Annotated in this window: 20 protein-coding genes; 7 read left to right on the top strand and 13 right to left on the bottom strand. The window is 68.7% G+C overall.

Annotated features, from left to right (window positions below; genetic code table 11):
* Nucleotides 1-2: 2 nt before the first annotated feature.
* Both RF637_RS09125 and RF637_RS09120 read right to left on the bottom strand, forming a co-directional pair.
* A complete protein-coding gene (locus RF637_RS09125; protein WP_131333633.1) occupies nucleotides 3-524 on the bottom strand; it encodes an FHA domain-containing protein in 522 nt (173 codons plus the stop codon).
* A 1-nt stretch (nucleotide 525) separates the two neighbouring features.
* A complete protein-coding gene (locus RF637_RS09120) occupies nucleotides 526-1,371 on the bottom strand; it encodes a DUF3662 and FHA domain-containing protein (RefSeq protein ID WP_167318918.1) in 846 nt (281 codons plus the stop codon).
* 281 nt (nucleotides 1,372-1,652) lie between these two features.
* Between RF637_RS09120 and RF637_RS09115 the strand changes: the two genes are divergently transcribed.
* Nucleotides 1,653-2,384 carry a hypothetical protein gene (locus tag RF637_RS09115; RefSeq protein WP_368835770.1) on the top strand — a complete coding sequence of 244 codons (732 nt, stop codon included), beginning with the start codon at nucleotides 1,653-1,655 and terminating at the stop codon, nucleotides 2,382-2,384.
* Nucleotides 2,385-2,551: 167 nt separating this feature from the next.
* Here the strand turns inward: RF637_RS09115 and RF637_RS09110 are convergent, their stop codons facing one another.
* Together RF637_RS09110 and RF637_RS09105 are read right to left on the bottom strand one after the other, a co-directional pair.
* Complete coding sequence (locus RF637_RS09110; RefSeq protein ID WP_368844671.1) at nucleotides 2,552-4,600, bottom strand: FAD-dependent oxidoreductase; 2,049 nt, start codon at nucleotides 4,598-4,600, stop codon at nucleotides 2,552-2,554.
* Nucleotides 4,601-4,652: 52 nt separating this feature from the next.
* Nucleotides 4,653-4,913, bottom strand: coding sequence for a hypothetical protein (locus RF637_RS09105; RefSeq protein ID WP_121544250.1), 261 nt, complete (start codon nucleotides 4,911-4,913; stop codon nucleotides 4,653-4,655).
* Nucleotides 4,914-5,414: 501 nt separating this feature from the next.
* On the opposite strand from RF637_RS09105, the gene RF637_RS09100 reads away from it, so the two are divergent.
* Complete coding sequence (locus tag RF637_RS09100) at nucleotides 5,415-5,999, top strand: Dps family protein (RefSeq protein WP_368844670.1); 585 nt, start codon at nucleotides 5,415-5,417, stop codon at nucleotides 5,997-5,999.
* Between the two features lie 175 nt (nucleotides 6,000-6,174).
* On the opposite strand, the gene RF637_RS09095 is transcribed toward RF637_RS09100, so the two are convergent.
* From RF637_RS09095 to RF637_RS09080, 4 genes are all read right to left on the bottom strand, one after another.
* Nucleotides 6,175-7,803, bottom strand: coding sequence for a DASS family sodium-coupled anion symporter (locus RF637_RS09095; RefSeq protein ID WP_368844669.1), 1,629 nt, complete (start codon nucleotides 7,801-7,803; stop codon nucleotides 6,175-6,177).
* Between the two features lie 58 nt (nucleotides 7,804-7,861).
* Nucleotides 7,862-9,058: a phosphoglycerate dehydrogenase gene (serA, locus tag RF637_RS09090; protein ID WP_368835774.1), complete on the bottom strand. Its 1,197-nt coding sequence runs from the start codon at nucleotides 9,056-9,058 to the stop codon at nucleotides 7,862-7,864.
* Between the two features lie 127 nt (nucleotides 9,059-9,185).
* Nucleotides 9,186-10,301, bottom strand: coding sequence for a glycosyltransferase (locus RF637_RS09085; RefSeq protein ID WP_167318914.1), 1,116 nt, complete (start codon nucleotides 10,299-10,301; stop codon nucleotides 9,186-9,188).
* A gap of 5 nt (nucleotides 10,302-10,306) precedes the next feature.
* Nucleotides 10,307-10,843: a DapH/DapD/GlmU-related protein gene (locus RF637_RS09080; protein WP_368844668.1), complete on the bottom strand. Its 537-nt coding sequence runs from the start codon at nucleotides 10,841-10,843 to the stop codon at nucleotides 10,307-10,309.
* A gap of 564 nt (nucleotides 10,844-11,407) precedes the next feature.
* Between RF637_RS09080 and RF637_RS09075 the strand changes: the two genes are divergently transcribed.
* The 5 genes from RF637_RS09075 (at nucleotide 11,408) to RF637_RS09055 (ending at nucleotide 16,749) form a co-directional block, all read left to right on the top strand.
* Nucleotides 11,408-12,754 (top strand): Wzz/FepE/Etk N-terminal domain-containing protein, encoded by a 1,347-nt coding sequence (locus RF637_RS09075; RefSeq protein ID WP_368844667.1) that lies wholly within the window; start codon nucleotides 11,408-11,410, stop codon nucleotides 12,752-12,754.
* A gap of 17 nt (nucleotides 12,755-12,771) precedes the next feature.
* Nucleotides 12,772-14,184, top strand: coding sequence for a hypothetical protein (locus RF637_RS09070; RefSeq protein WP_368844666.1), 1,413 nt, complete (start codon nucleotides 12,772-12,774; stop codon nucleotides 14,182-14,184).
* A gap of 68 nt (nucleotides 14,185-14,252) precedes the next feature.
* Nucleotides 14,253-15,107: a glycosyltransferase family 2 protein gene (locus RF637_RS09065; protein ID WP_368844665.1), complete on the top strand. Its 855-nt coding sequence runs from the start codon at nucleotides 14,253-14,255 to the stop codon at nucleotides 15,105-15,107.
* Nucleotides 15,101-16,360, top strand: coding sequence for a lipopolysaccharide biosynthesis protein (locus tag RF637_RS09060; protein ID WP_064845616.1), 1,260 nt, complete (start codon nucleotides 15,101-15,103; stop codon nucleotides 16,358-16,360). The genes RF637_RS09065 and RF637_RS09060 overlap by 7 nt, the downstream gene beginning before the upstream one ends.
* A 173-nt stretch (nucleotides 16,361-16,533) precedes the next feature.
* Nucleotides 16,534-16,749 carry a phosphatase PAP2 family protein gene (locus RF637_RS09055; protein ID WP_238400109.1) on the top strand — a complete coding sequence of 72 codons (216 nt, stop codon included), beginning with the start codon at nucleotides 16,534-16,536 and terminating at the stop codon, nucleotides 16,747-16,749.
* On the opposite strand, the gene RF637_RS09050 is transcribed toward RF637_RS09055, so the two are convergent.
* The 5 genes from RF637_RS09050 to RF637_RS09030 form a co-directional block, all read right to left on the bottom strand.
* Nucleotides 16,736-17,197: a zinc-binding dehydrogenase gene (locus RF637_RS09050; protein WP_368844664.1), complete on the bottom strand. Its 462-nt coding sequence runs from the start codon at nucleotides 17,195-17,197 to the stop codon at nucleotides 16,736-16,738. The two genes, RF637_RS09055 and RF637_RS09050, sit on opposite strands and share 14 nt — an antisense overlap.
* A 10-nt stretch (nucleotides 17,198-17,207) precedes the next feature.
* A complete protein-coding gene (locus tag RF637_RS09045) occupies nucleotides 17,208-17,414 on the bottom strand; it encodes a hypothetical protein (protein ID WP_197493074.1) in 207 nt (68 codons plus the stop codon).
* A gap of 121 nt (nucleotides 17,415-17,535) precedes the next feature.
* A complete protein-coding gene (locus RF637_RS09040) occupies nucleotides 17,536-18,537 on the bottom strand; it encodes a GDP-L-fucose synthase (RefSeq protein WP_186317211.1) in 1,002 nt (333 codons plus the stop codon).
* A 59-nt stretch (nucleotides 18,538-18,596) separates the two neighbouring features.
* On the bottom strand, nucleotides 18,597-19,637 hold the full coding sequence (gene gmd / locus RF637_RS09035; protein ID WP_035964951.1) for a GDP-mannose 4,6-dehydratase: 1,041 nt from the start codon (nucleotides 19,635-19,637) through the stop codon (nucleotides 18,597-18,599).
* Between the two features lie 51 nt (nucleotides 19,638-19,688).
* Nucleotides 19,689-20,948, bottom strand: coding sequence for a glycosyltransferase family 4 protein (locus RF637_RS09030; protein WP_368844663.1), 1,260 nt, complete (start codon nucleotides 20,946-20,948; stop codon nucleotides 19,689-19,691).
* Between the last annotated feature and the right edge of the window lie 449 nt (nucleotides 20,949-21,397).

Here is a 21,397-nt window from a genome sequence, read left to right as displayed (position 1 = left end):
GGCTACGGCCTCAGTTCCATTACGGTGCGCCCCACCCGGAACCGGGCACCCGGGTCCACCACGGTGGCGCGGGACAGTCGCTGGTCCTGTAGGTAGGTGCCGTTCGTGGACCCGAGGTCCTCCAGGAACCACTTGGATCCCTGCGCGAACAGGCGGGCGTGGCGCCCCGAGGCGTAGTCGTCCTCGAGCGGGATGGTGGCCTCTGCGGAACGGCCCAGCATCACGGGGGCCGATCCCAGTTGGAAGCTACGCCCGGCGAGCGGGCCGTCCACGACCACGAGCTGTTGCGCGCGCGTACGCGCACCCCCGGTGGTGGGGGCGGCGGGGCGGGGGTTCTGGGGTGCCTCCTGGCGGGGTTCCCGTGCGCGGGCGTCACGCAGTTTCTCGCGGCCACCGCGCACGGCCGCGCGGGCCTTGCCGCCCACGGTCAGGTCACGCGCCTGGGAGAAGACCACGGCGGCGATGAAGATCCACAGCAGCGCCAGGAATCCGTAGCGCAGCAGGGTCACGGTCAGTTCGGACACGTCAGCGCCTCTCCCTCGGGAGCATCAGTCGGAAGGTCAACCTGGTGCGCCCCACGGTGATCACGGAACCGTCCACGAGCTGGGCCCTACCCTGGATCCGCTGGCCGTCTACATAGGAACCGTTCGTGGAACCGAGGTCCACAGCCAGGAAATGGTCCCCTTGGCGCCGGATTTCGAGGTGCTCGCGGGAGACCCCCGTGTCCTCCACGGTCACGTCCGCCTGCGCGGAGCGGCCCACGCTCACGCGGTCCGCGTTGAGCGTGAAACGTTCGGCGCCCACCTGGATCACGGGCACCGGTTGCAACCCGGCCTGGTCGTCGACCGGGTCGTGATAGCCGCCGGGAACGTGGCCCGCAGCGTTGTCGTCGGCCGAATGAGCGGCTTGGTCATCGCGCGGGCGGGCGTGCGGGGCGGGCGCCGGGGGTTGGGGTGCGCGCGCGGAGGTCCCGGCGTCCGCGGGAACCTCCGGTGTGCTCGTGCGCTCGAACGAGGACAGGATGTCGAAGTGGCCGGCCTCGAGTTCGGACTGGCGCGTGAAGCTCACGCGCACCGCGCCCTGCAGGGTATAGGCCTGCGAGCGCGCGTGGCGGATGACGACGTCGCACAGTTCCTCGGCCAGTTGGACGCCCCATTCCTGGGCCCGGGGGAAGTCGTCGTCGGAGAACTCCACGGTGAAGACGTTGGGTGCCATGGTGCGGCCCGCGGGAACGGTGAAGGACTCCTGGTCCAGTTCACGGCGCAGGGCGCTTGCGATCTCCACGGCCTCGACCCGCTTGCGAGAACCCGCGGTGAAGGCGGTGCGGACCACCTTCTCGATCCCGTTCTCCAGCCCGGTCCAGAAACCCATCCCGCCTCCTTCCTCGGTCAGCCAGTGGCGCTGCGCGGCGTGCGACCGCAGGGGGCGGCGGTACACACGGTCATGGACAGTGTTCAGAATAGTAGCCGGACAGGCTGAGTGGGCGGTGACAGCGCGCGTGATCCCGCTGGGAGCGCGCCCGGCCGGGCAGGACGCGGTGGCCGGCCCGGCGCGTCGCGGCGTACCGCGGTGCAGCGCGGGTGGTCAACACACTGCGACTTCTACCGACGGACCCTCGACCCGGTCCCCCGGGGCGGGCGATACTCGGGACCATGAAGCGACCCCAGAAGATCCTGACCCTCGGTTCCGCCGCACTGCTGAGCGCCTCGTTGCTCGTGGGCTGCGGGAACACCACCCAGAACCAGGCCCCCGCGCAGAACGACGCGACCCAGGGCGCCGGGGACGCCACCGCGGCGGCCACCGGCACCACGCAGGACGCGGCCACGCCCGACGCGACCGGTGCATCCCCGTCCGACACCGCGTCCGCCACGGACAGCGCCTCGCCGTCCGAGAGCGCCTCGCCCATGAGCAGCGCGTCCGGCAGCGCGAGCCCGAGCGGTTCGGCGTCCGGCCCGGCCGTCAACGGCGGGCAGGCGGCCGCGCTGGCCGCCGTTGACTCCGCGCTGGCCCAGCACCAGGGTGGTGACGTGGTGGAGATCGACTACGACCGCCGCGCGGACAAGTTTGAGGTGGACCTGATCGCGGACGGTAACGCCCACCAGGTCACGGTGGACGGCACGGGCAAGAACGTCCAGGAGGACCGTGCGGACGGCCGCGCGGATGAGGACGACGTGGCCGAGCTGCGTGCCGCGTCCGTGGGCGCGAAGGACGCGATCAAGCGGGTCTTCGAGTCCGCCGAGTCCGAGTCGGGCACCAAGGTGCTGGACGAGGCCTCCCTGGACGAGGACGACGACGTCGTGCGCTGGGAAGTCGAGCTCGACATCGACAACCGGGACAAGGAGTACACGGTCAACGTGCAGAACGGCAGCGTCACCGCGCGCTGACGTCCCGGGGCGCCGCTTACATACCGTCTTGCCACCCACGCCTGTCGCTTCGTGGGGAGGAGGCGGGGGCGGATCACCGGGGACGCCCCTATGAGCCGCTGACCGAGCGCCCCGCTGCACACTGACAGCGGGGCGCTCGGTGATCGCGTCGTGACTGCGACGCCGTATCAGGGCAGCGACGCGGCCAGTTCCACGGCCTCACGGATCGCGCGTTTCGCGTCCAGTTCCGCCGCCACGTGCGCGCCGCCCACCACGTGCACGGGGCGCTCCCCGTTCTCTCCCGCGAGTTCCCGGGCGAGCTCGGCGCGGGGTTCCTGGCCCGCGCACAGCACCACGGTGTCCGCGGGGATGATCCGTTCGATCCGGTCCTCGGTGTCCGGGTGGCCGGTCTGCGACGCATCCCGCTGCGCGGGCGCCAGGACGTGCACGCCCTGTTCGTCGATCCGCACGTACTGCACCCCGGTTACGAACTCCACGTCCGCCATGCGCAGTTCGGCGCGGTGGATCCACCCCGTGGTGGTGCCCAGTCGCGCTCCGGGCTTACCGGCGCTGCGCTGCAGCAGGGTCACGTGCCGTCTCGGTTTCGACGGCGCCGGGGCGAGCAACCCGCCCCGCGCTTCCAGCGAGCGGTCCACTCCCCACTCGGTGTAGAAGTCGGAGTGCGGGTCGTGCGTGAGGAAGTGCGCGACGTCGAAACCGATCCCGCCGCCGCCGACGACCGCCACGCGCTCACCCACGGGGGCGCCGGCCAAGACGTCCTTGTACCCGAGCACCGTGGGGCCGTCCTCCCCGGGGATGCCGGGGACGCGCGGGGTCACGCCGGTGGCGACGACCACGCGGTCCGCGAAGGCCACGTCCTGCGCGGTGGCGGTGTGCCCCGTGCGCACGGTGACCCCCAGCTCGGCCAGGCGCGTGCTGAAGTAGCGCACGGTGTGGGCGTAGTCCTCCTTGCCCGGGATGCGCAGCGCCAACTGGAACTGGCCGCCCAACTCCGGTTGCTCCTCGAACAGGGTCACCCGGTGACCCCGCTGCGCCGCAGCCTCCGCGAAGGCCAGCCCGGCCGGTCCGGCACCCACCACCGCGATCCGCTCCGCGGTGCGCGTGGGGCCCAGCACCAGCTCGTCCTCGCGCATCGCGCGCGGGTTCACGAGGCATGACATGCGGCGGCCCGAGAAGGTGTGGTCCAGGCACGCCTGGTTGCATGCGATGCACGTGTTGATCTCCGCGGGGCGCTGCGCGCGGGCCTTGGCCACGAATTGCGGGTCCGCCAGGAACGGGCGGGCCAGGCACACGAGGTCTGCGTCCCCGCGTTCGATCACCGCTTCCCCGATTTCCGGGGTGTTGATCCGGTTGACCGCGGCCACGGGTAAGCTCAGGTGCTCGCGCAGTGCCCTGCTGACCCATGTGAACCCCGCGGGCGGCACGCTCGTGGCGATCGTGGGGATCCGGGCCTCGTGCCACCCGATCCCCGTGTTGATGATCGACGCCCCCGCGGCCTCGATCTCCCGGCCGAGCTCCAGGACCTGCGCGAACTGCTGGGCGTCCGGCACGAGGTCCAGCGCGGAGAGCCGGTACATGATGAGGAAGTCCGGGCCCGTGGCCTCGCGCACGCGCCGGACGATCTCGGTGGCGAACCGGCGGCGAGCGGCGTCGGACCCGCCGTACCGGTCGGTGCGCTCGTTCGTGTGGGCCACGAGGAACTCGTTGATCAGGTATCCCTCGGAGCCCATGATCTCCACGCCGTCGTAACCCGCGCGCTGCGCGAGGTGCGCGGCGTTCGCGAAGTCCTCGACCGTGCGCTCGACCTCCGCCGTACTCAGCTCGCGCGGCGTGACCTTGTTGATGGGAGCGCGGATGGCCGACGGCGCCACGGCATCTTCGTGCATCGCGTACCGTCCGCTGTGCATCAGCTGCAGTGCGATCAGCCCGCCCTCGCCATGTACCGCGTCCGTGACCGTGCGGTGGGGGCCCAGTTGGTCCTCGCGGCTGAGGTGCGCCCCGCCGCGGCGAGCGGCGCCCTCCGGGTTGGGGGAGATCCCGCCCGTGACGATCAGCCCGGCGCCGCCGCGCACGCGTTCCACGTAGAACCGCGCGAGCTCGTGCTCACCGCCCGGGACCTCCTCGAGGCCGGTATGCATGGACCCCATGATCACGCGGTGGGGCAGGGTCAGCGACCCCACGCGCAGCGGGGACAGAAGATGGGGATAGGAACTCATCCGATACTCCAGGTCTCAGGTATTTCTTCCACCCTAGAGCCCGTGAGCTGGATCACCAATCCGACCGGGCCGTGGCAGCCACAACTGGACCACGGACCACGCCACCGCCGTGAGGGGGTACCGCCAGGGCGGCGCCCACGACGCCGTCCACGAGCGTGCCGAGCGCGATGCTCAGCAGCACCACGAGCGCGGCCCACGGTCCCGTGGTCACGAGGGCCACGAGAGCGGCCAGCGCTGCGGCGACAATCGGGCCCACGATGGGGATGAACGCTCCCAGGGACACGAGCATGGTCAGCGGGGCCGCGAGCGGCACACCGAGCAACCACAGCCGACCGCGATCGCGAGCATCTCGATCACCGCCACCGCAGCGGTGCCCCGTACGTAACCACCCAGGGTGCGCACGGTGTCCCGGTCGGTCCGGCGTAACTTCTCGGTGTGGCGCGGCGGGAACCAGTTCAGCAGGAAACCCCCGATCCGTTCGGCGTCCGCAGCGGGATGGGTCGAGGGGTCGGTTCAGGCGGAGTTCACAACCCGCATCCGGGCCGCTCGCGGATTCCCGCTCGCGTTCCGTCAGCGGGGTGTCGTGCCGCCGTACCGTAGAGGCGCTCCGGAGCCAGAGTACCGTGGAGGCGCTTCGGGCCCAGAGCGCCGTCGGGCCGATCTTCCGGGCACCCCGAGGCCACGAGCGCCCCAGGGCGGTGGCTCCCGAGTGACCCCTGGTGCAATGCTCGCGTCCTTGTTATTCTGAATACATCAAAATAAGACGGCATGGTGTGGTTCCACCCCGGGACCACCGCCCCACGAGGAGGTTGTCATGGCCAAGAAATCCACGAAGAACGCCAACTACACCGTTCCGGGTCTCACCACGGAGCGGGGCCACGGTGTGGCCGAGATCCTGCAGCAGCGGCTGCACGCGCTCAACGACCTGCAACTGACCCTCAAGCACGCCCACTGGAACGTGGTGGGTCCCAACTTCATCTCCGTCCACGAGATGCTGGACCCGCAGATCGAGGAGGTCCGCGGGTACGTGGACGAGCTCGCCGAGCGCATGGCCACCCTGGGTGTCTCGCCGAACGGTCTGCCCGGCGCCATCGTGGCCGAGCGCACGTGGGACGACTACGACGTCCAGCGCGCCTCCGGCGTGGAGCACCTCGCGGCACTGGACCTCGTCTACGACGGCGTCATCACCGACCATCGGGATGCCCTGGCCCGCATCAGCGACGTGGATCCCATCACCGAGGACATGCTGATCGCCCAGGTCCGCGGGCTCGAGCTCTTCCAGTGGTTCATGCGCTCGCACATCGAGTCCGATTCCGGCGTGCTGGAGAACTCCGCCGCCCGCACGGAGAAGGACGCCGCCAAGGCCGTCAAGCGCGGCCGGGTCGCCAAGAAGAAGTAACCACACATGTAGTAGAAGGACCCCCGGATCCGCATCATGCGGGTCCGGGGGTCCTTCCTCTGCGGTCGGGTGCCGCCGCACGCTGTCGTATGCCTTGGAGAACGACGACGCCGCCGCTTGCGGTCACCCGGCCAAGGCGGTGCCGCGCCGTCGTCGCCGGATGGGTGACCGCGGGTCAGAACGCCAGGTTGAACACCCACACGCCCAGGGTCATGGTCGTGGCGGTGATCAGGACCAGGGCGATCAGGTTGAGCCCGATCCCGCCCTTGATCATCTGCCCGATGGTCACGTACCCGGAACCGAACGCGATGGCGTTGGGCGGGGTGGCCACCGGCAGCATGAACGCGCACGTGGCGGCGAGCGCCACAGGGATCGCCAGGAGCATGGGGTCCACGCCGATCCCCATGGCCACACCGCCGGCCACGGGCAGGAACGTGGCCGCGGTAGCCGTGTTGGACGTGAGCTCGGTGAGCAGCAGGATGCCGCCGGCCATGATGAGCACGAGCAACACCACGGGCAGTCCGCCGAGACCCTGGGCGCGCTCGCCGATCCACTCGGTGAGCCCGGAGGTGGAGAACTGCGCGGACAGGGCCAGGCCACCGCCGAACAGCAACAGCACGCCCCACGGCAATTTGACCGCGGAGTCCCAGTCCAGCAGGCGCACGCCCGGTGCCGCACCGGCCGGGCACAGGAACAGCAGCAGCCCCACGGCCATGGCGATGCCGGCGTCGGAGATGATGGGATCCGCGAAGAGCACCGGCACGAAGACCCAGGACAGCGCGGCGAGCACGAAGATGGTCAGCACACGCTTCTCACCCGGGGACATAGGGCCGAGCTTGGCGAGTTCGTCGTTGATGAGTTCCTTGCCGCCGGGGATCTCGGTGATCTCGGGCTTGAACAACACCTTGGTCAGCAGCACCCAGCACAGTGCGAGCAGCACCACGGCCAGGGGCACGCCCACGAGCATCCACTGACCGAAACCGATCGTGATGTCGTGCGCGTCCGAGAGATAGCCGGCCATCAGGGTGTTGGGCGGGGTGCCGATGATGGTCCCCAGCGAACCGATCGACGCCGCGTACGCGATCCCGAGCATCAGCGCGGTGCCGAAGTTGGACTTGACGATCTCCCCCTTGACCTCGCTGTCCTGGGGGTCGATCTCCTCCCGTGCGGGCGCGGCGGAGGTGCCCTGGGCGGCGTCGGCACCGGAACCGATCTTGGTCACGAGCAGCAGCACGGACACGCCGATCGGCAGCATCATCACGGCGGTCGCGGTGTTGGACACCCACATGGACAGGAAGCCCGTGGCCACCATGAACCCCGCGATCATCTGTGTGGGCTTGGTACCGATCACCTTGACGGTGAGCAGGGCGATCCGCCGGTGCAGGTTCCAGCGCTGCATCGCGAGCGCGAGCAGGAACCCGCCCATGAACAGGAAGATGACGTTGTTGCCGTAGGACGCCCCGACGGCGTCGAACTTCACGTCCGTGCCGAGCGTGGGGAACACCACCAGGGGGACCAGGGCGGTCGCGGGCAACGGCAGGGCCTCGGTCATCCACCACACGCCCATGAGCACGGCCGTGGCGGCCGTGAGCCGGGCGGCGTGGGGGACGTCCTGCGGCATCAGGGTGTAGATGAGCACCGCGAGCAACAGACCGCCCGCCAGGCCGATCCAGCGCACGGTGCGGGTGCGGGGTTTCTCCGCCTCCGCCCGCTCGCCCGGGGACTGGAAGTCCACCTCCTCACCGCGGTGAGGGTCGGGATCCATATTCTGCAGGTGCGCGCCGGGTACGGCCGGGTGACTCATGATGTCTCCACATCGTTGTGGGGAAAAGGTCGGTCATCCCAGCGTACGGCAGCGCGGCTCAGCTGACCGTGGCCACCCGGATGGTTTCGGGCAGGGCCTTGATGGCCGCCACGACGTCCTCCGTGACACCGTTGCCGCAGTCCGTGACCAGGTAACCCATCTGCCCCTTGGTCACGAGCTGCTGGCGGTCCACGTTGATCCCGTGCTCGCCGAGCACCGCGTTCACGCGAGCCAGCACGCCGGGCAGGTTGCTGTGGATGTGCAGCAACCGGGTGCCGTGGATGTGGGGGTCCAGCTGCACCTCGGGGAAGTTCACGGACAGGCTCGTGGTGCCGTAGCGGCAGTAGTCGATGAGCTTGCCGGAGACGAAACCGCCGATGTTCTCCTGGGCCTCCGCCGTGGAACCACCCACGTGCGGGGTGAGGATCACATTGGGCAGCCCCTGCAGCGGGGACTCGAACGCCTCGCCGGCGACCTTGGGTTCGGACGGGTAGACGTCCAGGCCCGCCCCGGCCAGGTGGCCGGAGACGAGGGCCTCGCGCAGGGCCTCGATGTCCACCACGTGACCGCGGGACAGGTTGAGGAACAGGGAACGGGGGCGCATCTGGCGGAACTGCTCCCGGCCGAACATGTTGGTGTTGCTCTCGCGCCCGTCCACGTGCAGGGTCACGGTCTCCACCGTGTTCAGCAGTTGCTCCAGGGAATCGCACTTGGTCGCGTTGCCCATGGCCAGGCGGTCCACGATGTCGTAGAAGTAGACGTTCATCCCGAAGGCCTCCGCCACGACCGACAACTGCTTGCCGATGTTGCCGTAGCCCACAATCCCCAGGGTGCGGCCCCGCACCTCGTGGGAGCCCTTGGCGGACTTGTCCCACACGCCCTGGTGCATCCCGGAGTTCTTGTCCGTGAGGTGACGCGCCAGCGCGATGATCTCACCCAGCGCGAGCTCCACCACGGAACGCGTGTTGGAGTACGGCGCGTTGAACACGGCCGTGGCGGTGTCCGTGGCGGCGGTGAGATCGATCTGGTTGGTCCCGATGCAGAACGCACCCACGGCCTTGAGGGTGGGGTGCGCCTCGAACACTTCGCGGGTCACGCGCGTCTTGGAGCGGATCCCCAGCAGGTCCACGCCGTCCAGCGCGGCCATCAGTTCCTGCGGGTCCAGGGCACCCTTGCGGGTCTCTACCTCGAAGCCGCGGCTGCGCAGCGAGTCGACGGCGTCGGTATGAATGTTCTCGAGCAGTAAGGCCTTCACCCGTCCATCCTATGGGGTGGGGCGCGGGCGCCCCGTTTCACGACGTAGCATTCCGGGTCACCCCCGAGCGCGGCGCTCGCGCGCGGGGTGACCCGGCGGCGTCGTCCTCCGGGACCGCGCCGTCCGCTCAGTCCCGGTACGCGCCCAGCAGCTTCTCGACGACGGCGCGCATCCCGTACTCGCGCGCGATCGTGTCCGCGGCCGCCCGACCCGCTCGCCGTCGCCGCTCGGGATCGGCGATCAGCTGCGCGAGGGCATCTTCGAGGGGTGGCTGGGTGTCGTCCACGACCGCGCCGGACCCCGTTCGCGCGACCGTGGGCGCGAGCCCGCACGTGTCCGTCACGACCACGGGCAGTCCCGCGGACATGGCCTCGAGAACCGACATGGGGTACGGCTCGTGGACGGAGGGTAGGACGTACACGTCCGATTCCGCCATCCACCGCGCCGCGCCCGCGGAGTCCACCGGGCCGGCCCACGAGAGGCGCTCGCCGAGGCCCGCGGCCGCGATCGCCGCGCGCACCGCGTCCCCCTGGCCCTCATCCGGGCCCACGAGCGTGAACGTGGCGCGCGGGAACCGCTCGGCCAGGGATCGCGCGGCGGCCACGAACGCGAGCGGACGCTTGCGATCCTGCAGACGCGCGAGGAACAGCACGCGACACTCGTCGTCTTCCCGCGGCACGCGGGGGCGCGAGGATACGGGCATCCCATTGTGCAGTTCCATGAGGTTCACGGGCCCGCGGGCGACCTCGGTGAGGTCCTGTTCCTCCTGAGGGGTGAGATAGCAGACCCGGTGCGCGTCCCGCAGCACCCGTCGGGTCAGCAGGGCGTCCAGGGGCCCCGCGAGGGGATTCTCGGACGGGTCGATCATCCCGTGGGTCTGCAGGACGGTTCGGGTGCCCGCGCGCTCCGCGAGCCACGCGGCCGGCAGGGTCAGCAGGTCACGCGCCGTGTGCACGTGCACCACGTCCGCGGTCGGCGCGACCCGGCGCAGCCACGACAGCATGGCCGGCGATGTGAGACCCGCGAAACCCGCACCCGGCAGGGCCTGGACGGGACGGAAGAGCTGCGTGCGCACGCCGTCGCGTTCGGTGGGCAGAGGCGCGCCCAGATCGGAGCCGGTCGCGGCGAGGATCACGTCGTGTCCGGCGTCGGCGAGCGCGCGGCACTGGTTGAGGGCCACCGTGGTGGGCCCGCCGTACGCGTTGGTGCCCGAGACCAGGGCGACGACCTGCAGGATCCGCATGCCGCTCACGCCTTCGTGGCCACGGGGGCGAGCACGCGCGCCCCGGCCGGGACGTCCCGCGTGATGAGCGCGGTGGCTCCCACGACGGCGCCCTCGCCCACCGTGACGCCGCGCAGGACGGTGGCTCGCAGGGCGATCCATGCGCCGTCGGCCACGGTGATGGGGGCGTTGTCGAACTCGAAGGCCGGGTCGTCCGCGCGGTGGCTGCCCGTGCACAGCATGGCGCCCTGCGACACGCACACGTCCGAGCCGATCGTGATGGGCTCCAGGTTGAGCAACCATGCGCCCACGCCGATCCACGAGTTCTCGCCCACGGTCAGTTTCCACGGCCAGTGGATCCGCACGTCGTGGCGGATCAGTGTGCCCTCCCCGATCTGCGCGCCGAAGGCCCGCAGGATGCGGGTGCGTACGCTCGGCGGGCACAGGACGGACCGTTGCAGCGGTTCCGCCACGAGGGCCCACGCGGCGCACTGCAGTGTTCCCCGGCCCTTGTCGTAGCCGCGGCCGGTGAAGGTGGCCAGGCGTCTCGTCGTGTGTGTCATGGTCTCCCCCTGTCGTCGAGCCGCAAATAGGGCTGCGCGCTGCGCGCAACCGGTCCGCTCTCCCCGCGGGCGCGCGGCTACGGGATCCAAGCTTGGCACACTGCGCCCGTCGATCCGCCTGCTTCTGACCCCATAAGTGGAGACACCGGGACTAATGCCGTCGCTTCGTCCTCGATATCTCCTCGACGCCGACGGGCGCCTGGGTCGGGGTCCTTGCCCGCATGCGTCCGGGAAGACTTTCCGCAACGGCGCAGGTCGCGCACTGTCTCGTTGCTGAGGGCAACGTACTTGTCGTGGGAATGATTCTGCTTCTGCGAACAGTTTTGCAGCCCTCATTTCTTGCGGGTTCAAATTGCTGTCGAGATCTGCCGATGAAGGTTTATCCCCCAATTCGGGTACAAAATAATTCTACAGAAACTATCTGCGTGTTCATCGACATGATTTCGCGCGTTAGACTGAGGCCCATTACAGGGGAGCGATGAAGAGACTGGCGGGACGTGCTCGGGGGCTGGGCAGCGTCCGAAACGAACCGTCTTTCATTGTGATCAGGGGCTGGGAGGGCACATGACGCTGCATGATTACGTCAATATTTTGAAGAAATGGTGGAAAACCGTCATCACACTGACCGTGGTGGGCTTGTTGGCCGGGGGGATCTACGCCTTGGTGTCTCCGGACATGTACAAGGCCACGTCATCCCTCTACGTCTCCATTCCCGCGAGTGACTCCGCCACGGAGTTGAACCAGGCAGCCACGTACCTTTCGCGAGAGCTGAAGTCGTACGCGACCGTGGCGACGTCCCCCTACATCCTCAAACCCGTCGTCGAGGACACGGGTGTGGATAAGACGGTCGCGCAATTGCAGGACATGTTGGACGTCACCAATCCGACGGCCACCTCCATCATCCAGGTCGATGCCACCGCGGACTCGCCTCAGGAGGCCCAGACGGTTGCCAACGGGGTCGCGGATCAATTGACCAGAGGGGTCGGGTCACTGTCCCCCGAGGTCGCCAACCGGGGAGGCACCGTTCAGGCCACGGTTCTTAGCCGGGCGCAGCTCCCGGATGAAACCAGTGGCCTGCCGTCGTGGCTCTATCCGTTGTTCGGTGTGGTCGGTGGCGCGCTGTTGGGCGTGATCCTCGCCTTCGTGTTGGAGAGTCTGGTTCGGCGGCCGCGGACCACGACGGAGCTGCGTCGTGTGCCGGGTGCATCGCTGGTCGCGTCCGTTCCGCGACTGAAGCACAGGACTGACGCGCGCAGCTTCTTTCCCGCGGGTGGCGAATCCGCGCCGGCGCGGGAGGTGTCACCTCACGTCACTTCGCTGCGCTCGCGCATCCAACAGGGTCATGCCGAGGTCCTGCCCCATGTGGCCGGCTGCGCGGTACTGGTGGTGACCGGTCAGCGTTCGGGCGACGGTGCCACCACGGTCGCCGTGGAACTCGCGCGTAGCTTTGCCGGTCTGGGCAGCCGCGTGGCTCTCGTGGATGCCAACCTCTCCGACCGCGGGGCAACTGTTTTGCTGGCCCAGCACAATCACCTCGGTGTCTCGGATCTCGTGGAACGTCGGGCCGGCGCAGACCAGAGCACTGTTCGCCTCGAGATGGGGCTGACCTTCTTACCCGCGGGTACGCCGACGCCGCGCCCGAGTGACCTGGTGTGCTCGGAACCGATGGCTGCGTTGGTGGGTGAGTTGCGTTCGGAATTCGACGTTGTCGTCCTCGATTGTTCCCCGTTGCAGGACTCCGTGGACGCGGCGGTGCTGGGCGAACTGGCGGATGAGGTCCTGCTGGTCACGGTGCCCGGGAAGACCTCGACCGATCAGCTGCAGTTCTCGGTTCAGGGATTCCGCGAAACGCCCGTGGCATTGGTGGCCAACCAGGTGCGCCCTTCGCGCGCACACTCCGGCGTTCTCTGAAGCCCACGATGAACACGATGACTCCTTTCGGCTGGGCCGTGTTCCTCCTGGGGGCCACGACCGCCGTGGGTGCGCTCGCGCTCATCCACATCTGGACCAGGGACCGGGTGGACGGGCTGAACCTGCGGATGTGGCTCGTGATCAACTTCCTCGTGGCCAACGTCCTGTCCGGATTCGCCCATGTATTGGGGTGGTCCAGGGACCGCGGATTCTACGAGGCCATGTCCGGTACTCCCGCAGGTGCTACATCCGGCTTGACCACGGCCGCCTGGGCGACCTTCTTGGGCATGTGTGCCCTCTGGGCGGGGCTGACGATCCCGCGGCCGCGGATCCTGGCCGCACACCGTGGTCCCCGACAGGTTCCCCGGCGCCCTCTGGTACCCGAACAGTTGTATTCCTTCGTATCCCATCACCGGGTCAGCATGGGGGGCCTGGCTCTCGTACTCGTAGCAGCGGGCGCCGTGGGACTCGTGCGAGTGATGGGCGCCACGACCGACCAGACCGGCGGGCGGATCATTTCCGTGGACGGCGGCAATGCCCGCTACGCATTCCTGGCGGGTTGGCTGCCGTGGGGCATTACGATCCTGGTCTTGGCGCTCGCGAGCCGGAAGCGTGTGCCCGGCCCAGCGGTGTGGAACACCATCATCCTGGTGGCCGGGTTGGCCGCATTGGGCGTCAGCGCCACGTGGAACGGTGGGCGTTCCGAGATCGCCTACGTGGCATTTCCCCTGCTGGCTCTGATGCTGCCCCGGATCAACGTCCTGCGGTGGCCGCTGATCGTGGTGGGCGTGACCGTGTTCGTGGGGTTCATCATCGCGACCACGGCCCGGCGCGTAGGTGCCACCACGGACCCGTGGTCGTTCGTGGATTGGCAATGGGGTCGGTTCTCCATGGCCGCCTGGGCCGAGAACCACGTCCAGTTCCACGGGGCACTCCAGGGTGAGACCCTGTTGAGCGCTCTGCTCAACGTCCCGCTTGCGCTTCTGCATTTCGCGGGTATCCCGGCGGAGAATCCTTTCCGGTCCATGGTGCAGGTCTCGGGATACGACTTGTTGGGTGGGGAAGACCAGATTTACGTGGTTCCGGGGCTCAGCGCAGAAATGATCCTGAATTTCGGCCTGCTCGGTGCGATCGTCGGCTACTTCGTGTTGGGGCTGGTGTCTGCCATGGTCTCCGATGCCTACAGTCGCAGCCGGAGTGAAACCAATCGGTTGTTGTTGGCCACCGTAGGATCCACGCTCGTCTTCCAGGGCATCGTGGGGCAGCTGGAGTCCCTCGAGGTGTTCTTGACGTTGTCGATCCTGCCCCTGTGGGGGTTGTGGATCGTTGAACGCATCTTCGGCCGTGGTGATACGAAATCACCGCCCGCGGGAATAAGATCTTCACCGGCCACGGAGCTTTCACCGCGGACACCGGCAGTTCACAAATAAATCAGCTCAACGGGTGTGGAGGGGCGACCTTCGCGTTCCCGGGGCTTCATCAACGGGAGTGGACCACTTTGCCCAGGCTTACTGTCATCATGCCCGCCTATCGGGCGGGCGCCACCGTGGAGAGCGCCATGCGTTCCACGCTGCGGGCCATGCCGCGGGACGCGGAGTTGGTGGTGTCCGTGGACGGCCCGGACGCCGAGACCGAACGCGCGGCACGCCGCGTGACGGACCGCCGCGTCGTCGTGCGTGCCAACCCGGTCAATCGGGGCACCGTGGCATGCATGCGTCACGCCCTGGAGACGACGGACAGCGAACTCGTGGCGAAGATGGACGCCGACGACGTGTGTTTGCCGTGGCGGTTCCGTGTTGAGCTCGCGGCCATGCAGCACGCGGACATCGTGTGCGGCAGCGGCATCCGGTTCGGCCATCGCGCCGTCCCTCGACCCTCATACCTGGGGTCGCTCACGAGCAAGGAGGTGGGGCTTCTGTTGCCGTTCACGAATCCGTTGTTCCACCCGAGTCTGTTGGCCCGGCGGCAGACACTTCTGGACGCCAACGCATACGCCACGCCCTCGGCTGCGGAGGACTATGTTCTATGGGTCGATGCGCTACTCAATGGGTCCACGATCCACAAGACGGCCACCGCGGTGATCGCGTATCGGATCAGTGCGAACCAGATCTCCGGCGCCCCAGACTACCTACGGCGGGTCAAGGACGATCCCCAGGTCGATCGCGCCTATCGCGCCTGGGTGGAGGCCTTGGGGATGTCTTGGCTGATGGACAACGGGGGAGGGACCATGCACCCCGTGGCCACGCGGGCGCAGCTCGAGGACGTAGTAGCGCGAGCCCGGCCACGGACCCGGCCCTATATGCGCCGACAGTTGTGGAGGAACGCCACGCTCATCCCGGCGCCGGCATGCTGAACCAGATCAAGTCGCTCATTGAGCGCGCGATCCCGCGGATGTCCTCCGCGATCGTGATCCTCACGCTCGCCGCGTTCACGTCCCCGCATTACGTGGGAATCTACAACGTGGTGACCCTGCTCTACACGGCCATCCAGGTCACGATCGACTCCGGGGCCCGGTTCGCGGTGATCCGTGTGCTGACCGAACCCGGGGGCATGAAGATCATGAACCGCTACCGGGTGATCATGCCCGTCCTGGCCTTCGTGATCCTTACCGGGCTCATGCTGTTCCTGCTGCACAACGGGACGCTCGAGAACTGGGGCGAGTTCTTCCAGGTGCTGCCCGTGGCGCTCGCGCCCGGTTTCGGGGCCCTGGGTCTGCTGTACGTGGGCACGCTGCAGGCCACCAACCAGTGGGGGACCCTGGCCCGGATGCAGTTGCGGGCCTCCCTCGTGGGTTTGCTCGTGGGCGGGACCATCCTGGTGCTGACCCACTCGCTGCTGGGCCCGGCCCTGCAGCTGGCCGTCACGGAGGGCATGTTCGCCCTGCTGTGCTGGCGCCGTGCGCGCCGTAACACCCAACCCCTGCCGCACTCCACGCCGGGCGAGCGTTCGATCCTCTCCGACATGGGCACGATGTCCGGCTACGCGCTGGTGTCCTGGTTCCAGGGCCAGGCCGAGCGACTGTTCATGGCCGTGTTCGCCGGCACCGCCGTCCTCGGTACCTACACCGCGGGCAGCGCCGTGGGCCGCGCCCCGGGGGACGCCCTGGCCGCGTCCACCGCGAACGTGGTGCGCGTGGGGATTGCGGACAAGGAGACCCCGGAGGAGATCCGGAGCGCGAGTGACCATTTGTTGCTGCGCGCACTCATGCTCGCGTTCGCGTGCGTGCTGATCGCCCTCACGGCGAGCGTGGTCCTCACGCCCCTGCTGGGTGGCGACTGGAAACCCGCGATGTCCATGGTGCCGTTCATCGCCATGGTGTCCTTCCCCGTAGTGCTGTCCTGGGCGGCCTCCGTGCTGCTCGTGCGCACCGGTGCGGCCTGGAAGACGTTCGTGGGTCCGGTGATCGGCGTGGTCTTCGGTGCGCTGATCGCATGGGTCGCGTCGTTCGACCTGCACCTCGCGGCCACGCTGCTGGTCATCCGTGAGTTCGCCGTGGTCCTCGTCGCATACGTCCTGGTGGGACGCAGTGCGCCGTGGCGGTCGTTCCTGGTGGCTGCGGTCCTCTCGACCATCGGGCTGGCGGGCTGCTGGCTCCTGGTGGCGTAGGGCCAACGCACAACCCGTTCCCGGTCTGCGGACGCAGCATGACGCCATGACCACCTCGACCCCGGCGACCGGCCGGTCCACCTTCCTGCGCGGGCGCCTTGACGAGCCCGCGGTCACCGGCGGCGGGTCCCGCGGCGGCGTCGTCCTTTGAGGCCGCAACGGGTACGACGACGCTGCGCCCTTCCCGCTCCCCGCTCACCCGATGGTGGGTGGCCGCGGCGGGGGTGGTGTTGATCGGGGTGGTCGCGTTCAGTCGGCTCTACCTGGGGTACCACTGGCTCACGGACGTGACGGCCTCGCTGCTGCTCGCGATCGCGATCCTGGGCCTGGTCGTGGGCGTGGACGCGTGGCGTCCCGCGGCGCGGCGGGCGGAGCTCACTCGAGCGTGAGCACCGCCTCGATGGCCTCCTCGAGCACGGCGATCACACCGGTGCATTCGATGGCGTAATCCGCTGCCCCTCCGGTGATCTCCCGGATCTGTTCCAGCGAGTCCTCCTTCCGGGAGGTGATCCCGTGCGTGGCCCCGTAGCGCTGGGCGAGCTCCAGGCGGGAGTCATGCAGGTCCACCGCGATGATCGTGGCCGCGGCCGAATTGTGGGCTGCCATGATGGCCCCGAGTCCCACGGCACCCACACCGTAGACCACCACGGATTCACCCGGGGCGGGGTTCGCGGTGTTGAGCACGGCTCCCGCCCCGGTGGTGATACCGCACGCGAGGGGGCCCGCGAGTTCCAGGGGAACGGACTCGTCCACGGCCACGTTCTCCACGCCCGGGCCGATCTTCGTGACGATCCCGACACCCTCGTGGCCCAGCACTCCGGGCAGCGGCAGCGGCATATTTGCCCGCTTAGGTGTTCAGGTCCGTGTGGCACAGGCCCGTGGCCACGATCTTAACCACCGCCTCACCGGGACCCGGCTCGTCCACGGTGAGTTCTTCCCACCGGAACGGTGCATCGACGTGATCGACCACGTAGGCGTGGATGTTCATGGCTGCCTTCTCGAGCAGGGCGCTCGGCTCTGAACGCCGGGCTCCCATGCTATTTGCGGTCGGCACGCCGCGGTCATCCCCCCCGGGGCGGCGGTGACGACCCGCATCGCGCGGGTCGTCACGGCATCATGCGGAGAGTTCGCCCATGACACGGAGTGTCCCCGCATCACGCGGGGCATCCCGTCGCTCAGGCGCCCCGCGCCTGCTCGCGGTGCGCGCGGTACCAGGCCACGGCGTCGTCGAGCCCGGTGGGCAGGTCGATCGAGGCGGACCAGCCCAGCGAACGCAACAGGGAGACGTCCATAAGCTTGCGGGGCGTCCCGTCCGGCTTGGAGGTGTCCCACGAGGTGGTGCCCTCGTACCCGGTGGCCGAGGCCACGAGGCCGGCTAGTTCCTTGATGGTCACGTCCTCGCCGGTGCCCACGTTGACCTGCTGGGGCCCGTCGTAATGCTCCATGAGGTACAGGCAGGCCGTGGCCAGGTCCGACACGTGCAGGAACTCGCGCCGCGGTGAACCCGAACCCCAGTTGGTGATCTCGGTGTCACCGGCACGCACGGCCTCGTCGTAGCGGCGGATCATGGCGGGCAGCACGTGGGAGCCGGACGGGGAGAAGTTGTCCCCGGGGCCGTAGAGGTTGGTGGGCATCGCGGAGATCCACGGCAGCCCGTACTGGCGTCGCATCGACTGCACGTGCAGGATGCCGGCGATCTTGGCGATCGCGTAGGCGTCGTTGGTGGGCTCCAGGTACCCCGTGAGTAACGAGTCCTCGCGCAGCGGTTGTTCCGCGAGTTTGGGGTAGATGCAGGAGGAGCCCAGGAACAGCACGCGTTCCACGCCTGCGGTGCGCGCGGCGTCCAGGATGTTGAGCTGGATCCGCAGGTTGTCGGACAGGAAGTCCACGGGCTGGGAATTGTTCGCGCCGATCCCGCCCACCTTGGCCGCCGCGAGCACGAGGTAGCGCGGCCTGTGCTCGGCTATGAACGCCTCCACGGCCGCGCGGTCCCGCAGATCCAGCTCACGGGAGCTCGCACCGATCAGGTTCTCGAAACCCTCGTCCTGGAGGTGACGCCAGATGGCGGAACCCACGAGACCGCGGTGACCGGCCACGTAGAACGGCGCGGAGCGGTCCAGCGCGCCGGGGGTGTAGGCGACGTCGTCGGTCGTGCGAGCATCGGCCGGGTCGCTCACCGTGTGCGGCCAGTGCTCCTGGCCGGCAGTGGTGTCCCGGCGGTTCGCCACGTCCGCGCTCACGCCGCGTGCTCCGGCGTCCAGATGCGCTCGGACACGGTGTCGATCCACGGGGAACCGGCGCACTCCAGGGCAGCGCGGTCCGCGTCCACCATGATCCGCGCGAGCTCCGGGGCGTGCACCGTGGCCTTCCACCCGAGCTTCTGCTCGGCCTTGGACGGGTCACCGATGAGCGCGTCCACCTCGGTGGGGCGCAGGTAACGGTCGTCGAAGCGGACGTGCTTCTCCCAGTCCAGCCCGGCGTGCTCGAACGCGGTCTCCAGGAACTCGCGCACCGTGGACGGGCGGCCCGTGGCCAGCACGAAGTCCTCCGGTTCGTCCACCTGGAGCATGCGCCACATGCCCTCCACGTACTCCGCCGCGTAGCCCCAGTCGCGCACGGCGTCCAGGTTGCCCATGTAGAGCAGGTCCTGCTTGCCCGCCGCGATCGCGGCCACGGCACGCGTGATCTTGCGGGTCACGAACGTCTCGCCGCGGCGCGGGGACTCGTGGTTGAAGAGGATCCCGTTCACGGCGAACATGTCGTACGCCTCGCGGTAGTTCTTGGTGATCCAGTAGGAGTAGATCTTAGCCGCGCCGTACGGGGAGCGCGGGTAGAACGGGGTGTCCTCGTTCTGCGGCGGGGGAGTGGCCCCGAACAGCTCGGACGTGGAGGCCTGGTAGAAGCGGCACTTCACCCCGGCGCGGCGCACGGCCTCGAGCAGACGCACGGTGCCGAGGCCCGTGGTGTCACCCGTGTGCTCGGGCTCGTCGAAGGACACGCGCACGTGCGACTGGGCCGCGAGGTTGTAGACCTCGTCCGGGTCTATCTCGCCCAGCAGCGTGACCAGACGGGCGGCGTCGGAAAGATCGCCGTAGTGCAGGAACAGCCGCGCCTGCGGGTCGTGCGGGTCCTGGTACAGGTGGTCGATGCGGGACGTGTTGAACGTGGACGCGCGGCGGATCAGGCCGTGGACCTCGTAGCCCTTGGCGAGCAACAGCTCCGCGAGGTAGGAACCGTCCTGCCCGGTGATGCCGGTGATGAGTGCTTTCTTGGTCATGAGTGGTCTCCCCTGTGTGACGTGGTACGTCGGGACGGGTGTCCCGGCCGATCAGGAATGCAGTGCCGCCGCAGGTGCGGTGGTCTCGGTGGGTAGCAGTGCGCGCAGCGCGGTGCTGAAGGCGCGGACCGCGGCGCCGGCGCTGAGCACGTCGCGCACGTAGCGGCGTCCGCCGCGGTGCGTGGCGCCGCCGGTCGCGATCCACTCCTCGTGCAGTTGCAGGGCGCCCGCCACGAGTGCCTCGGGATCCCCGGGCGCCACACGGATGCCCGCGTCCGCGGCGTCGAGCTCGGCGGCGGACGGGCTCTCGGCCTCGACGGCCGCGAGCACGGGACGGCCAGCGGTGAAGTAGCTCGTGAGCTTGCTCGGGACGCACATCTCCTTGAGCCCCGGTCGTTCGTTGACCAGCAGGACGTCCGCGGCGCGCAGCAGTCCGGCGTAGGTCTCGTCGTCGACCCCGGGCAGGACCTCGAAGCGCGGCGTGCGCCGGGCCAGCTCCTCGAGCTGTGGGCGCTGGTGCCCGCCGCCCACGAGCACGAACCGCAGCGGCGCTCCCGTGCGCTCGGCCACATCCGCGGCCGCGGCGACGTTCGCGAGGTCCTGTTTGGCCCCCATGTTGCCCGTGTGCAGGACGACGACGTCGCCCGCGCCCCACCCGAAACGACGCCGTAGTTCGTCGGTGTCCACCGAAGGGGTCTGGGAGATGTGGGTCCAGTTGCGCACGGTGCTGATCCGGCGCGCGGGCACGGCCATCTCGCGGCGCAGGTAGTCCGAGAAGCGGTCGTGGATCACGACCACCCCCTGGCACGAGCGCAGGAAGGTGCTCTCGATACCGCGCATGACGCGCGCCACGGGTCCGCTCGCCGCGCCGGTCTCGGTGAGCCCGGCGGTGTAGATGTCCTGCACCCACGCGATCACCGGCGTGCGGTTCAGTGCGGCGCGCACCCGCACGATCGCGGACGAGAACAGGGCGGGGCTCACGACCACGACGGCGTCGGGATCGCCCCACGCGGCGGTCGCGGCACGCAGACCGAAGACGATCTCCATCCCCAGCCGGCGCAGCTGTCCGGCGTCGTGGGGAACGGGATGCGGCACGCGCAGGACGGGTACACCGTCGATCTCCTCGTGCGCGGCGCGGCGGTGCGAATACCCTTCGTGGACGCGCCACTGCGGGTAGTGCGGGAGACCCGTGACGACCCGGGCGTCCCATCCCTCCTCGCGCAGCGCGCGAGCCATGCCGGCGGTGTACGGGGCGATGCCCGTGTGTTCCGGTGAATAGTTGAGTCCGATGATCAGGACGCGTGCTGCCACGCTTTCTCCTCCCCCATGAAAAGCGGAGCAACTCAGCCGCTGCCGCTTTTCCCGAATGGGCGGACTTCCCCAGTCCGCCTCCGCGCCACGTGGTGCAGCAATGCCTCATGGCTGTCCCACCGGGAGCGGTGAATGTCGCCGAAACACGAATCCCGCGTGTGCCGACGTTTGCCATCATAATCGTGTGCACAAGCACCTAACACCACAGTGATGACAATTCTGTGTGGGCTCATATAGGTACACGTGGGTATCACCTCAGGTGGGAGCGTGAAAAACAGTGATCTTGATGTAAAACCACACATTAGGGGACGGTAATCTCGGTCACGACCGGTGTCTCCCTGGCTATGCTTTATGAGTGCAAACATGCACGACTCCCGCGGGGGAACGCGAAAGTGACGCGGAGTTCGGGGCATCGATCCGCACTTCGGGGTGGGGCCCGGTCTTCGAGA

The organism is Kocuria sp. CPCC 204721 (genome assembly GCF_040980945.1).
GTDB classification, from domain to species: domain Bacteria; phylum Actinomycetota; class Actinomycetes; order Actinomycetales; family Micrococcaceae; genus Kocuria; species Kocuria marina.
The sequence above is the reverse complement of the archived record's forward strand: the minus strand, read 5'-3'. Positions and strand labels throughout refer to the sequence as shown.

Bases quoted from the DNA above. Each gene is read 5' to 3' on its own strand.
- gmd (WP_035964951.1), bottom strand. From the start codon at position 19,637: ATGACCAAGAAAGCACTCATCACCGGCATCACCGGGCAGGACGGTTCC.
- RF637_RS09075 (WP_368844667.1), top strand. From the start codon at position 11,408: ATGACGCTGCATGATTACGTCAATATTTTGAAGAAATGGTGGAAAACC.
- RF637_RS09050 (WP_368844664.1), bottom strand. From the start codon at position 17,197: ATGCCGCTGCCGCTGCCCGGAGTGCTGGGCCACGAGGGTGTCGGGATC.
- RF637_RS09110 (WP_368844671.1), bottom strand. From the start codon at position 4,600: ATGAGTTCCTATCCCCATCTTCTGTCCCCGCTGCGCGTGGGGTCGCTG.
- RF637_RS09085 (WP_167318914.1), bottom strand. From the start codon at position 10,301: ATGCGGATCCTGCAGGTCGTCGCCCTGGTCTCGGGCACCAACGCGTAC.
- RF637_RS09070 (WP_368844666.1), top strand. From the start codon at position 12,772: ATGACTCCTTTCGGCTGGGCCGTGTTCCTCCTGGGGGCCACGACCGCC.
- RF637_RS09100 (WP_368844670.1), top strand. From the start codon at position 5,415: ATGGCCAAGAAATCCACGAAGAACGCCAACTACACCGTTCCGGGTCTC.
- RF637_RS09120 (WP_167318918.1), bottom strand. From the start codon at position 1,371: ATGGGTTTCTGGACCGGGCTGGAGAACGGGATCGAGAAGGTGGTCCGC.
- RF637_RS09060 (WP_064845616.1), top strand. From the start codon at position 15,101: ATGCTGAACCAGATCAAGTCGCTCATTGAGCGCGCGATCCCGCGGATG.
- RF637_RS09115 (WP_368835770.1), top strand. From the start codon at position 1,653: ATGAAGCGACCCCAGAAGATCCTGACCCTCGGTTCCGCCGCACTGCTG.
- RF637_RS09095 (WP_368844669.1), bottom strand. From the start codon at position 7,803: ATGAGTCACCCGGCCGTACCCGGCGCGCACCTGCAGAATATGGATCCC.
- RF637_RS09080 (WP_368844668.1), bottom strand. From the start codon at position 10,843: ATGACACACACGACGAGACGCCTGGCCACCTTCACCGGCCGCGGCTAC.